At 46.6% G+C, this 12,784-nt stretch carries 19 protein-coding genes and 1 tRNA gene; 16 read left to right on the top strand and 4 right to left on the bottom strand.

Annotated features, from left to right (window positions below; all coding sequences use genetic code 11):
• The 3 genes from ACRC32_RS01345 to ACRC32_RS01355 all read right to left on the bottom strand — a co-directional run.
• On the bottom strand, positions 1 to 96 hold a 96-nt coding region (locus ACRC32_RS01345), incomplete at its 3' end, for a transposase (protein WP_438552308.1).
• A gap of 19 nt (positions 97 to 115) precedes the next feature.
• Positions 116 to 523: an AAA family ATPase gene (locus ACRC32_RS01350; RefSeq protein ID WP_438552290.1), complete on the bottom strand. Its 408-nt coding sequence runs from the start codon at positions 521 to 523 to the stop codon at positions 116 to 118.
• Positions 513 to 902, bottom strand: coding sequence for a hypothetical protein (locus tag ACRC32_RS01355; RefSeq protein ID WP_438552291.1), 390 nt, complete (start codon positions 900 to 902; stop codon positions 513 to 515). Before ACRC32_RS01355 ends, ACRC32_RS01350 begins: the two co-directional genes overlap by 11 nt.
• A 25-nt stretch (positions 903 to 927) precedes the next feature.
• Here ACRC32_RS01355 and ACRC32_RS01360 point away from each other — a divergent pair, with 25 nt between their 5' ends.
• The 16 genes from ACRC32_RS01360 (at position 928) to ACRC32_RS01435 (ending at position 12,142) form a co-directional block, all read left to right on the top strand.
• Positions 928 to 1,230, top strand: a complete 303-nt coding sequence (locus ACRC32_RS01360) for a hypothetical protein (protein ID WP_438552292.1) — start codon at positions 928 to 930, stop codon at positions 1,228 to 1,230.
• Between the two features lie 274 nt (positions 1,231 to 1,504).
• Positions 1,505 to 1,885 (top strand): single-stranded DNA-binding protein, encoded by a 381-nt coding sequence (locus ACRC32_RS01365; protein WP_438552293.1) that lies wholly within the window; start codon positions 1,505 to 1,507, stop codon positions 1,883 to 1,885.
• A 114-nt stretch (positions 1,886 to 1,999) separates the two neighbouring features.
• Positions 2,000 to 3,076, top strand: coding sequence for an SAM-dependent DNA methyltransferase (locus ACRC32_RS01370; protein WP_438552294.1), 1,077 nt, complete (start codon positions 2,000 to 2,002; stop codon positions 3,074 to 3,076).
• Positions 3,069 to 3,773: a DUF433 domain-containing protein gene (locus ACRC32_RS01375; RefSeq protein WP_438552295.1), complete on the top strand. Its 705-nt coding sequence runs from the start codon at positions 3,069 to 3,071 to the stop codon at positions 3,771 to 3,773. Before ACRC32_RS01370 ends, ACRC32_RS01375 begins: the two co-directional genes overlap by 8 nt.
• Before the next feature lie 253 nt (positions 3,774 to 4,026).
• Positions 4,027 to 4,272 carry an MmgE/PrpD family protein gene (locus ACRC32_RS01380; RefSeq protein ID WP_438552296.1) on the top strand — a complete coding sequence of 82 codons (246 nt, stop codon included), beginning with the start codon at positions 4,027 to 4,029 and terminating at the stop codon, positions 4,270 to 4,272.
• Between the two features lie 188 nt (positions 4,273 to 4,460).
• Complete coding sequence (locus ACRC32_RS01385) at positions 4,461 to 4,625, top strand: hypothetical protein (RefSeq protein WP_438552297.1); 165 nt, start codon at positions 4,461 to 4,463, stop codon at positions 4,623 to 4,625.
• A gap of 91 nt (positions 4,626 to 4,716) precedes the next feature.
• Positions 4,717 to 5,244: an HD domain-containing protein gene (locus tag ACRC32_RS01390; RefSeq protein ID WP_438552298.1), complete on the top strand. Its 528-nt coding sequence runs from the start codon at positions 4,717 to 4,719 to the stop codon at positions 5,242 to 5,244.
• Positions 5,245 to 5,864: 620 nt separating this feature from the next.
• Positions 5,865 to 6,065, top strand: coding sequence for a hypothetical protein (locus ACRC32_RS01395; RefSeq protein WP_438552299.1), 201 nt, complete (start codon positions 5,865 to 5,867; stop codon positions 6,063 to 6,065).
• Positions 6,066 to 6,098: 33 nt separating this feature from the next.
• Positions 6,099 to 6,166: transfer RNA gene (locus ACRC32_RS01400), tRNA-Thr, on the top strand.
• A gap of 329 nt (positions 6,167 to 6,495) precedes the next feature.
• A complete protein-coding gene (locus ACRC32_RS01405; RefSeq protein WP_438552300.1) occupies positions 6,496 to 7,929 on the top strand; it encodes a hypothetical protein in 1,434 nt (477 codons plus the stop codon).
• Between the two features lie 239 nt (positions 7,930 to 8,168).
• Positions 8,169 to 8,723, top strand: coding sequence for an RNA 2'-phosphotransferase (locus tag ACRC32_RS01410; RefSeq protein WP_438552301.1), 555 nt, complete (start codon positions 8,169 to 8,171; stop codon positions 8,721 to 8,723).
• Between the two features lie 24 nt (positions 8,724 to 8,747).
• The gene (locus tag ACRC32_RS01415; RefSeq protein WP_438552302.1) at positions 8,748 to 9,587 is read left to right on the top strand and encodes a GNAT family N-acetyltransferase; all 840 of its coding nucleotides are present in this window, start codon (positions 8,748 to 8,750) and stop codon (positions 9,585 to 9,587) included.
• Between the two features lie 8 nt (positions 9,588 to 9,595).
• Positions 9,596 to 10,048: an NADAR family protein gene (locus ACRC32_RS01420; protein WP_438552303.1), complete on the top strand. Its 453-nt coding sequence runs from the start codon at positions 9,596 to 9,598 to the stop codon at positions 10,046 to 10,048.
• A gap of 25 nt (positions 10,049 to 10,073) precedes the next feature.
• Positions 10,074 to 10,673: an exonuclease domain-containing protein gene (locus ACRC32_RS01425; RefSeq protein ID WP_438552304.1), complete on the top strand. Its 600-nt coding sequence runs from the start codon at positions 10,074 to 10,076 to the stop codon at positions 10,671 to 10,673.
• Complete coding sequence (locus ACRC32_RS01430) at positions 10,666 to 11,496, top strand: hypothetical protein (protein WP_438552305.1); 831 nt, start codon at positions 10,666 to 10,668, stop codon at positions 11,494 to 11,496. Before ACRC32_RS01425 ends, ACRC32_RS01430 begins: the two co-directional genes overlap by 8 nt.
• 7 nt (positions 11,497 to 11,503) lie before the next feature.
• Positions 11,504 to 12,142, top strand: coding sequence for a HesA/MoeB/ThiF family protein (locus ACRC32_RS01435; RefSeq protein ID WP_438552306.1), 639 nt, complete (start codon positions 11,504 to 11,506; stop codon positions 12,140 to 12,142).
• Between the two features lie 85 nt (positions 12,143 to 12,227).
• On the opposite strand, the gene ACRC32_RS01440 is transcribed toward ACRC32_RS01435, so the two are convergent.
• The coding region (locus tag ACRC32_RS01440; RefSeq protein ID WP_438552307.1) for a pyridoxamine 5'-phosphate oxidase family protein at positions 12,228 to 12,784 on the bottom strand (557 nt) is incomplete at its 5' end.

Raw genomic sequence — 12,784 nt, forward strand, 5'->3', positions numbered from 1 at the left:
TCGTTGAGGAGCATCTTCTTTCATTAAGCTTAAGTATGGAGCGACAAATGCCCACTCTTCATCGCTCACATCAGTCGGGTATGCTTTTCTATCCATATCCCTACTCTAGCGAACCCTAAAAGTGCATAACACGCTCTAGTAATACAACTGGTTTGCGGCATTTCTCAATCAATGCCAACAGCTTGCGTTCGCGTTGTTCGGGTTGGGTTGGTGGCTTGGTATCCTTTTCTGTAGCTAAATCGCAGAACAAAGCAGCCATTAAAGTTCCCAAAGTCACCTTATCTTTGTCAACTGCAAGGCTCTTGGAAATAATTATGTCTTTTTCTGAGGCTAATTCTAATTGCAATCGCTGCAAAATAGTCGTCTTGCCACAGCCAACAACCCCTGCTATGGCAATCAATCGACCTTGGCGAATTTGGGGTTTTAGCTCTTTGAATAAATGGGCTTGTTCTTCAGTCTCAAAAAAACCTACATATTCCAAAGTTCGTTTCAAACCAAAATAATTCATCACATCACTCAGCATGGTGACTTCCTGATAAGGGATTGAAGAAATCTCGAATTTTTTCCATCACCACTTGTTTATTTAGAGTGCTATCTAAAGTTGCGTTTATATAAGCTATTTGTCCGGGGGTAAGTTTAGCTAACGGTCGTGCCAAATACTCAGCAATCGCCTGTTTTGCCGCAATAACTGTGGAATAAGTCAGTTCTTGAAACGGATCGGGATCGACAAATGGCTGCACCTTTAATTCAACGAAACTTTGTGGAGAGTCAACTAGATTTACCTTGGCAATAGCATTGCGTGGCAAAGATAACTGTTGAGCTAAAGATTCAATTCGGTCAGCTCGTTTCTGCGTTCGTGTTTTCTTGAAACTACGCTCTTCGATGCAGGGGAATTGGACCATCTACAGGAAGAAAAGGACCATAGCGGTGTTCTACTATACGCTACGAGAATTGCAGGGATTAGCAGCTAAGAAGTCAGTAGGAGATTCCTTCTCTTGGAACGAACTCAAAGTCCGTTTTATCGAGGTATTCGGTACTGTTGAATCAAGGCGCTATTCACTAGAACAGCTTTTAGAGTACGCACAACGCAAATTCGGTAAATCTCTGGAAGATTTGCAAGAAATTAACGAGCGGTCTTGGGCAAGGCGCAAGGCTTTTAACGCTCAGTTCAACACGCAACAAGTAGCCGCTTCCTCCACGCCAGCAACGGTCGATCGCGAGAGAATTTAGCCAAGAAGTAGCGTCCTACTTTCCTTCAAGGAATGGACGCTATTCTCTTTAGCGTTATATTTTTTTATTCTTACATTTATTCGGTTAATCTACTCATTTCTTTTCTAAAAGATATGAGAGAAAAAATTGAGAATTTGCTTGACTTTATTTTCTGTACAAGCCTCTGACGAGGCGAAAACACTGAGAAAAGTGTTGAACTATTATTCTGCACTTTCTCACAATTTCTCACCGCTGACGCGGCGAAACCATTGAAACTGAATTGGAGCCATAACTTATGATTAATCAAGTTTCTATTCTCGGCAACCTCGCTACTGCTCCTCGCCAAGAAGTATTGCCTTCTGGCACTGTTAAGGTGAGTTTCTTGCTAGCTTACAACAGCTACTACACTGACCGCAGCGGACAGCAACAGGAGAAAGCGGAATTCTTCTGGGTAGAAACCTTCGGTCGCAGTGCTGTAAATGCTAGTAAATTCCTAGTACAAGGTCAGCAGGTAGCAGTTGCAGGACAACTATCTGGTGGAAACATTCGTTTAGAGAATGGTTCTTACCGTAACTGCACTGTTATTCGAGCAGAACAGATTGAGTATTTGAGCAAGCCTCAATCGCGCACTGCTGACCCTGAGACTGAACCTGCTGTTGCCAACGTTGAATTTTAATCCGAATCGGCGGGATTTTCTGACTTACTTTGTCAGAGAAAATCCCGCTGATTTATTTCTATTTGCTCGCCTCACGGCGTTGGAAAAAGGCAATTTATCCTCGCTCTAACGCTCATGCAGCAATTAGAAATTTGGGACTTAACTTGTACTGAAGCCGACAGTCCCCTACTCTTCCCTAATCCGCGCAAGGCTCAGAAACTACGCTCTTTAGCCGATGCAATGAACGATGCGATCGCTGCCAAGAAAAATCCACCCATAGCCCAACTTAACCCTACCCGTCGCCGCGCTGGGATTGCTGATTCCATGTATCAAGAGGGAGTGAGGTTAGAGCGAATTCAGTCGTGGCTTTACGCTATGGCAGACCGTGCAGAACTTGGAGATTTGCCCCGCATTCTGAATGGAATCAATGCTAAAACCCAACTGGAAGTCCTAGCAGCTATGAGCAAGGACAGTTGGAGCAACCAGGACATAGAAGGCGTATTCTCTTCAACCGAGCGGTACATTGAGTGGGTGAAAAAGTTAAAGAGCGCGGGCATTCATACGCCAAAACAATGCCTGAGAGCGATCGCCGCACTTAAACAGTTGGGCGATTTTAGCAATTGCAGCCCTGAAGAAACAGCAGCCCAAGAGATCGCCCAGCTCAAACGAGAGGCAGTGTGGCAAGGAATACCCGATTACTTTCCTACACCCAGACATTTAATCGAACAAATGCTTTCGCTTGCCGCACTCGAACCGAAGATGCGAGTGTTGGAGCCTTCTGCTGGCTCTGGCTCGATCTGCGAATATCTCAGAGCAGCGGACATCGAGCCTGATTGCTTCGAGGTATCGCCCACCCTGCGCTCTCTTTTGAAACGCCAAGGGTTCAACTGGATTGGTGACGACTTCATGCAGGCAACTCCACAACCGATCTATCACCGCGTCATCATGAATCCACCTTTCAGTCTCGGTAACGACATTTACCACATCCAACAGGCTAACAAATGGTTAATTCCTGGCGGCAGGCTGGTAGGCATTACTAGTTGCTGCTACACCAAAAGCAGCAAACAGAAATATCAACAGTTTCGCCGTTGGCTGCACCACCTCCAAGCAACAGAGTTTGATAATCCCCCTGGCTCTTTCCTCCGGAGCGAGCGCCGGACAAATGTAAATACGCGGATGCTCGTCATTGATAAACCACGAAATAGTGCTTGAAGCACTCGCGTCTGTATTGTACTGCACCATGTTGTTGGTATCAGATGGTGCAGGCTGCTTCAAGCAAATAACTCAAGTAATAATACAAAATAGGAAGAAGAAAACTGGCATTGAGCCAAAGACTATTAAAAATATTATGGAAACAACATTACAACAGCAAATTGCTATTAACTCAGAAAGAAAACCAGTAATTGCAGGTACGGACATTTCCGTTGAAATGATTTTAGAAAAGCTCAAAGATGGCTGGTTTTCCGGTGACATCATCAAAAACTATCCTGGATTAACTGAAGAGGCAATTTTAGCAGCAGTCAAATATGTGGAGTTTCTCCCAGCAAAGCAACATTTAGTTAAGCTATTGCAACAATACAGAGAGCAAATGAAGCAGAAAACAGAGGCTTTACTAATAAAACTTAAGCAAGCACTGATAAATCTGTACGGAGAGCGGTTAATTCAAATAATCCTCTTTGGTTCTGTAGCTCGTGGCGAACCTAGCCCAGATTCAGATATTGATATTTTAGTAGTACTAAAAGATTCGGTCGAGCAGTGGGGTGAGATCGAACGCACTAGCAAAATAATTGATGAACTATCACTTCAGTCTAATGAATTAATCAATTGCATATTCATGGATGAAAACCATTTCCAAAATGGCAACGATTTGCTGTTAAGAAATATTCAGCAAGAAGGTATTGTCATATGACACCCGAACAGGAGAAACTGCTGGCTAAAGCAAGAGAAAATGTGCGAGCAGCCAAGCTGCTGCTGAGTCAGGGATTTGAAACAAATGAATTAATAAGTTCTAAATACTTTAATTAGAACTATTAAGTTTAGACTTAAATAAAATATTAATCTGCCTGCGTCCAGGTAAATTATATTATTATAAGATAAAAGTAAAGAAGTAGGAACTATTAACTATGGAAACCAGAGACAGCTCCCCAACAGGAGAAAATAAAATGTCCACTAAAACAGCAGATGGAACGAGTGAATTTTCTCAGTGGGTCAAGGAGACGGCACGACTAGCACAAGAAGAAGTTAAGAAGGAAATTGCCTTCCATAAAGCAGCAGGCAATCCAATCTTTTATTCGAGAAACGGCAAACTCGTGATGGAATTAGCAGATAGTCGTTGCTATGAGTATCGACGGCAAGAAGACGGAACGGAAGAAATTATCCAAGAATTACCTCCTAGATGCTATAGCTAAAACCAACCTTAACTATATAATGGAGAAGAAAAGATTATTTTTGTTCTATCTCTAGAAAAAATCAAAAATATTTTGCAGGATCGAGATAACATTCAAAGGAGGGTAACTTTAAACAGCACTAGCAATAAATTGCCGTTTGGTAGTAAGACTGACAAAACAAGTTCGCGCACTATTGCAAGATTTTAGTCATGAATAATGACCGTAATTATAATAGTATGGCGATTGAAAAAACAAATGGTCCTAAGATTGAAGTCCCAGAAAAATTGCCTTTTCTTAAAGTTATCTGCTGGCAGATTCGGGATGTAAAACGTCTAGATTTTAAAGAAATACTAGGGTTGTATGAAGATGGCTAGCACTATTTAGGCGTACTAGGGGAGCCAAGCTCGGAAGAACTACAGTTTATCGAACAACTAATTCAGCAATATGATTCATGGTTAGCAAGTGATGTTTGAAACTGTTGAAGATGCACTTGCACTGCTGGAATCATTGTCTGCACCACCTCAACTCGTGCAACACCATCGTTTAGTAGTTGAAGCAGCTTTGGAGTTAGTCAAACAACTGCACCATCTATTTCCCGAATTCGCATTTAATCGTCAGCTTGTGCTAGTAGGAGCTGCTCTGCATGACGCAGAAAAAATTCAACATCAAAACGAAATCAGCGGTTCGGGAAACCATCACGAGCGCGATGGAGAACAACTGCTACTCTCCCTCGATCTACTGCCAGAAATTGCAAGATTTTGCCGCACTCATGCCCAATGGCGCTCTATAGATGCCACCACTGAGGATTGGTTAGTAGCCTTGGCTGATAGCTTGTGGAAGGGATGCAGGAATCAGGAGTTAGAAGCAAAGACGATCGACGCGATCGCCAAACAAACAGGTAAAGATTTTTGGGATGTTTTTATTGCTGCTGACTCTTTATTTGAAGCGGTTGCCGATTGCTCTCAAGAGCGGTTGAGTCGCTCTCTTCTTTGAGACAATTAATCGCGTCATTTCCCGCTCAAAAGGAGAAACCCATACCTATGAAGAGATGTTCCTGACTGTGATGAGCGATTTTCCTTTGGAAACACTTGCGAATGCGCCAAATTCTTTGTCTACAAGCTGTGGCAGATGAGCGAAGCACAGATTTGTCACTAGCGTAACTAGCAAACCTGAATCAGAAAGGGCTATACAGTCGTTCCTCTTGCCCTTTCCCTCTCACTGCTGAAAAAAAGTTGTAGTATACCTTGACACTTTGTAGTGTTTTGTATTATGTTTGTATTATGAAACGAGATGCAAGGGAGTTAAGCCAATGAATGACAGTTATTAGTAACTCGGTCATTACGGCTACAGTTCCCGCCGCAACTGATGTTTCAGGGTTCTACGGTGTGCCCCGACCCCAGAAGCTTACATACTGGTCATTCGCCTGAAAAGCGAAGTAGGTTCAAATCCTACAGCCTCCGCCAATGGAGGCTAAAAAACAGCTTCTCGCACCTTGCATATCGTAGAAACTTCAATTTTAGTACTTTAGACAAGCGATCGCAGATGAGATTTGCGTCTGCGGTTCGAGTTTGCTGTCCATTAAAAACTTACGTTGAAAACAAGAGGTGATAGCAATGGTTCATATTCGGTTTGAGGGGCGATCGCTCGATGTTACAGAAGCACAACTGAACATTACCGCAGGTATGAACGATTTAGCGGTGAAAAACCGAGTGTCACGACATTTAGATGTCAATGTGAATCGCCTCTCTGCTTATGTCGTCGATCGCCGTCCCAGTGGCGATCTAATCGTTCGTCCTGAAGCAGTTTACGGTTAAATATTCACTTCGTGCCCTAATCGGAAAAGCTTACATACTAGCTCAGTGGTAGAGCGCTTTCCTCGTAAGAAAGGTGTCGCAGGTTCAAGTCCTGCATATGAACAACAGCTTTTTCAACTTGCATGAAGTACCTTTTTACAGTGACCAGTGACCAGTGACCAGTAAAAACAATGATTTCTTGCCCTAGTTAGAGTCCTCCACCTCTTACAAGTGGCAAGTTTCGAGTGGGGTAAAAGTCCCCATTTGGAACGCGATCGCTAGTCACTGATAACTGATAACTGATAACTGAATTTAACGGCAGTTGTTGCCGCGCCCCAATTGCGAAAGCTTACATTCTTTGCACAATGAACTAGCTTTCAAAACTTGCGCGGTGACTTATCACCTTGCGTGCAACATCTGCCTCCTGATTTATGGACAACAGGAGGTTCTTATGAATAATGCAGAACGGGATTTGCGCCTGGAGATGCTTAACAGCTTGCTCACCACTCCTCACCGCAAGCTAGAGCAAGTCGCAGAAATCCACAAATTAATTATTGAACTTGACCCGATCTTCTACGGACACCTAGCAGTCTGGTATCAGCGTCATGGCGACGTGCGCGACCATAAAGAAGTGTTTGTCGCTCATCTGTTGACCAGCGATCTTCCCGTACACCGCGATGCTGGATTTATCATGCTGCAAGAGTTTCCGCCTTATCAAGTGGCTCGCGTGGTGGACTTTATGAAGCAGCAACGAAATAAGTTGCCTCGTTCGGCTCGAACTGCCGTGCAACGGTATCTGAAGGCGCGAGAACGCAACCCCGCTCTGTTCGATCGCGCTGCTTTGCGGGGTCGTAAGGCAATGAAGCACTTGTATGCGTCACTGCACATTAAGCCCAGCGAGCGGGCAAATGCGATTTTGTTCCGCGACCAGCCGCCAACTGGATCGCTGGCAGAGGTGCTGAAGCAACTTGCCAAGGCAACGAGTGCGGCAGAACAAGCACGGTTAATTGTCGAGTTCAAGCTACCCTACACGATCGCCGTGGGTGCGATTAAGCAACTAACTCCTACCCTTTTGGTAGCGTTGATTGACAGCATGACCCCGCAGGAAACGATCAATAACCTCAAGTCGTTGAAAGCAAGAGGGGCAATGGATTGTCCAGAGGTGAAAGCGTTGATTGACTCCAAACTTGACGAGGCATCGAAGAGTACGCGGGTGGCAGCATTCAAAGCTACTATTGCAGCAGATGCAGCAGATCTAGACGAAGACACGGTGGCTCGGTTGGAGAAGGTGACGAACGAGCAGGTGAAGCGGCGGGGTGTCATTACCCGTTCAACTGCCATGCTGGTGGACAAGTCGGGTTCAATGCATCAGGCGATCGCGGTTGGCAAGCAGCTGGCAGCACTCATCTCTGGCATTACTCGCTCAGACCTGTTTGTCTACGCTTTCGACAACATCCCTTATCCCGTGACAGCTCAGGGCAAGGAGTTGACCGACTGGGAGCGTGCCTTTGAGCATATCAAAGCAAGCGGTGGTACTAGCATCGGCTGTGCATTAGAGGTGATGCGGAAGAAGAAGCAAGTCGTTGACCAAATCCTGATTGTCACCGACGAAGGCGAGAATGCGGTTCCTTACTTTGGTGAAACCTACAAGACCTACTGCCGCGAGTTGGCAATTATGCCGAATGTGGTAATTGTCCGTGTAGGAACTCACTACAACTGGCTAGAGAGCCAACTGAAGCAACAGCAAGCACCTGTAGAAACGTTTACCTTTGCGGGAGACTACTACAGCTTGCCCAACCTAGTGCCGCTCCTGACGCGCCCTTCTCGTCTGGACTTGCTAATGGAGATTCTGGATACAGCACTGCCTGTGCGGACGGATAAGTAGGACAACAATTTCCTGCGTGCCCTAACCTGTAAAGCCTACATACTGAGTACGAGAGGAAGGGTAACGCTGCAATGCAGCGGGCGCTTGTGAACGGGGAGTACGAAGAATCTAGGAGGTGGGCTTAGAAGTAGCCATCCTTTAAAGAATGTGTAATAACTTACCAGTGGAGTCCCTCAAAGTAACCCAGAAAGCGCAATGCTTTAAAAACTTGCACGCAAAAGATCGATCGCCCAAGAGTAATGGATAAGACACGGCAGGTCAAAATTAGCAAATATCTCAGCAAGCATTTGCGCCATACCCCAGAACGCCTCGGACTCACCTTGGCTCCAGGCGGTTGGGTGAGCGTCGATGAGTTGCTGGCTGCTTGCGCGGCTCATCAGTTTTCCCTAACTCGTACAGAGTTAGAGGAAGTTGTTGCTACTAGCGACAAGCAACGATTTTCCTTCGACGAGACGAAAACTCGTATCCGTGCTAACCAGGGACACAGCGTCGCAGTCGATCTGCAACTAGAACCGCAAACTCCTCCTGATGTCCTGTATCACGGTACTGGTGAGAGATCGGTGTCAGCGATTTTGGAATCGGGATTGCTCAAGATGTCGCGACATCACGTCCATTTGTCCCAGGAGATTGAGACTGCGCGTAAGGTGGGGATGCGGCACGGTCGTCCTGCAATCTTTACAGTCGATGCAGCCGCGATGCACCAAGCAGGATTTAGCTTCTACTGCTCGGACAATGGGGTTTGGCTGGTCGATCGCGTTCCACCCCAATACTTAACCGCAATTCCCACAAGTTAATCCAGCTCCAGTCAGGAGGCGATCGTGCAATTACGTCGGTTCGACAACGTTCAAGAATTTTGGCATCGCGCTGGGGATTACTTACTCCAGCATCAGGCAGAGCATAATCTGTTGCTCGGTATTACGCACGCTCTATTGCATGACCCAGAACGCTATCCCGATCCTCCTTACTTGGCGATCGCCGAAACTAACGGTAAGATTCTGGCTGTCGCCATCCGCACGCCTCCACACAAACTGGTGCTGTCCAAAGCAAGCGATTTGAATGCTTTAGGGGCGATCGCTCAAGATTTGCACTCCCTACCAGAGCAAATCCCTGGTGTCAGTGGGCTAGTTGCAGAGGTGTCAGCGTTTTTGCAGGCATGGCAAAGTTTAACTGGGCAGTCCTATCGACTCTTGAGAGAAATGAGAATCCACTCCTTAACTGGGGTAAAACCTGTTGTGACTGCCAGTGGTTATCTCAGACCTGCGACCCAAAGCGATCGCCCCTTGCTATTGGAGTGGTTCGCTGCATTTGACTTTGAGATTGGCGGAGTAGTTAGTCAAGATGCTCGGCAAGCAGTGGATTCTGGATTGAAACGACAGAGTATTTATCTGTGGGAAGATGGCATCCCCGTTTCATGGGCTAGCGGTAGTCAATCGTTAAGTGCGGCAGCTCGGATTGGTCCAGTTTATACACCACCCCAGTATCGGCGCAAAGGATATGCTACTGCTTGTGTGGCAGCATTGAGCCAAAATCTTTTAGATCGGGGATGCCATAGCTGTTTCTTGTTTACAGATCTGGCAAATCCTACTTCCAATCATATCTACCGCGAGATTGGCTACCATCCCGTCTGCGACTGGCACGACTATTCGTTTATTTTGTAGGAGCAACCATGACCGTTTACTTTTACGTAGAACGAGAAAAGCCCTACGGTTGCTTCTCCAATTTCTCACCACATGGCTTCATGTTAGATGAATTGTATTGGGCAACGAGCGAACATTATTTTCAAGCACAGAAGTTTGTTGGTACGCCCTATTTAGAAAAAATACGACAAACTAAAACACCTAAAGATGCAGCAAACATGGGACGCGATCGTTCCCTACCTCTCCGTTCTGATTGGGAACAAGTGAAGGATGACGTGATGCGAGCGGGCGTGCTGCAAAAGTTCAAAACTCATACGGATATTCGAGAAATTTTGCTTTCTACAGGGGATGAAGTGCTGGTGGAAAACTCCCCCATCGATTACTACTGGGGTTGTGGCAAAGATGGCAGTGGTCAGAATAAATTAGGACAAATTTTGGTCGAAGTACGTGAAATTTTCCGCAACGGAAATTTACCGTCCTGAGCGGTTGAGAAAAAGTGAGGGGTAAATGATGAATTTAGATCGATACGACTATTTTTTAATTCTCGATTTAGAAGCAACTTGTTGCGATAAAGGAACGATCTCACGACATGAGATGGAAATTATCGAAATTGGAGCCGTCACGATCGAGGCGCAAACCTTGGCGATCGCTACCCAGTTCCAATCGTTTATCAAACCCGTTCGTCATCCCGTCCTCACCGAGTTCTGCAAATCGTTGACCTCAATTACTCAAGCACAGGTCGATCGCGCTCCTGGGTACGTAGAGGCGATCGCTCTTATGAAACAATGGCTGTCAAATTATCCAAATGCCGTGTTTGGTTCCTGGGGAGACTACGACCGCAACCAGTTCCAACAAGACAGCAAGTTTCACAACGTTCCTTTTCCCATCGCCTATCCCCACGTCAATCTCAAACAACGCTTCAGTGACACCCAAGGCTTACGCAAGCGATATGGTATGGCAGAAGCATTGCGACTGGCAGGGATTGAACTGGAAGGAACGCATCATCGTGGCATTGACGATGCTAGAAATATCGCCAAACTGCTGCCTTTCATTTTGGGCAGACAGCAGCTAAGTTACCACTCAAACGCTCGATCCGATCGTGACTGACATCAGAAAGTTACTGCACTCCTTTGCCAGTGCCGAAGCACAACTACAATCGACTCAATTCCTTGCGCCCTGCGTCAAGGGTGGGCGAGTTCGCACGCGAGTAGCAGGCATAGTCTACACCTTCACGCCCAAACCCCGCGACTTTGAGGGATGGGGCATCTTTCAGCCTGCGGACGAGCAGACCGCAAGGCTGGTTGAAGTAGCGGATTTACCGCAAATTGCCGCTTACTTACAGCACTTTCAAACTGTCCGACTGCGGCTAGTTTATCGCTTACAAAGCCAATCCTGGCTGGCGTATCCGGTTAATCAAGCGGATGTGCGTCAACGATTGGGGGCGGTTAAACCCTTAGCCGTACATCTAGTCACCCAAGGAGTTGCCTTTGAGCAGATCGTCGCTCGCTGGAATGGCAATTCTTGCTGGTTTGAGTCAGTCGATCGCCGTGCCGATCCTACGATCGCTGAAAACCTGCAAACTGCTCTCAAGCAACTGATTGGGATTGACCAGTTGCAGTTTAAGGGCATCACGCCAGAAATGCGATCGCTCTACGAGTTAGTCAGTCAACGCACTGAAGGGTTTACCCAGCCTCAACGCGATGAAAAGCGACTGCGACAGGCACTCAAACTAGGTGGTGGCGAACTGCATCAATTTTACGATCGCGGCGATTACTGGACGGTCGATTGGATGACCGCAGACGGGATTCGTCATACCAGCGCAATCGATAAGGATGACTTAACCGTAGCCAGCTCTGGGATTTGCTTGAGCGGACGCGATCGCGACTTTGACTTGCAATCATTAGTCGGCGTAATGGAACGCCAAGAGTAGTAAAAATATGAGCATCTTCTTCCACGAACAGCTTTATCGCACCCATGCAGTCATGACAAAGCTGAAGGATTATCCCGTGACGATTTGCGGTGCGGGTGCGTTGGGAGCAAACTTAACTGAAAATTTAGCGCGTGCTGGTTTTAGTAAACTCACAGTCATCGATCGCGATCGGATTGAGGAACGCAATCTCTCGACTCAGCCCTACTACCGTTCGGATATTGGTGCATTCAAAGCCAAAATTTTAGCCAACAATTTGTATCGAGCGATCGGGACGAAGGTAGAAGCGCATACCAAAGAATTAACACTCTTCAATGCGGCTCATCTACTCAAAGACAGTCAGCTCATTGTTGATGTCTTTGACAACAGCACGTCACGACAGGCAGTAAAGGATTACGCCGAGCGAGCGGAGATTCCTTGTCTTCATGCTGGATTATCGGCTGACTATGCAGAAATAATCTGGAATCAGGTGTATCGGGTTCCAACCCATGTCAATGACGATATCTGCGATTATCCACTGGCACGAAATTTAGTCATGTTAACTGTTGCTGTGGCGTGTGAGGCGATCGTCTCTTTCATCGCCACGGGCGATCGGCACAACTTCACGATTACACTCAAGGATCTGACTATTCGATCGCTGCGTTTGTAAGTTGGACGATGAGGAGGCTACTCTGGGTAAAATGCCACCATCACTTTGCGTTGTCTAGGCTCGCTCGAAACCTGCTCCTCCAGGTTTATCTGATTTGGCTGCGAGTGTAATTCCGTGCATAGGCAGGGAGAGTAATTTCTGGCTGGAGGCGATCGCTTCCGATCGGTTCGCCAGCAGTTAGTTCCAGCGGAATCACACCAGCCCAAACAGGGATGGAATAGTCCTGTTCTTCATCGTTTGGAAGACCCGTTCTAACTTTGGCAGATGCTTCATCTAACGGTAGGGCAAGTACTGATGTGACGGCTAACTCTTGCCGATTGGGTTGCCGTGCTTCTGCCCATCGCCCAGGTACGATATGCTCGGTGAAAACCTCCAGAGCTTTGAGTTTTTCATCGGGATCTTCGACTAGAGTTGCCGTACCAAAAATTACGACAGAGCGGTAGTTCATGGAATGATGAAAGACAGTGCGGGCGAGTACCAGCCCATCCAATAGAGTCACGGTAACGCAAACTTCGATCCCAGAAGCGAGCGATCGCATCATCCGACTAGCAGATGCACCGTGAATGTAAAGGCAGTTGCCTAATCTACCGTAGGCTGTTGGAATCACAAAGGGCTGAGAGTCAACAACGAATCCTACATGAC

The organism is Chroococcidiopsis sp., assembly GCF_051657925.1.
Taxonomy (GTDB): domain Bacteria; phylum Cyanobacteriota; class Cyanobacteriia; order Cyanobacteriales; family Chroococcidiopsidaceae; genus Chroococcidiopsis.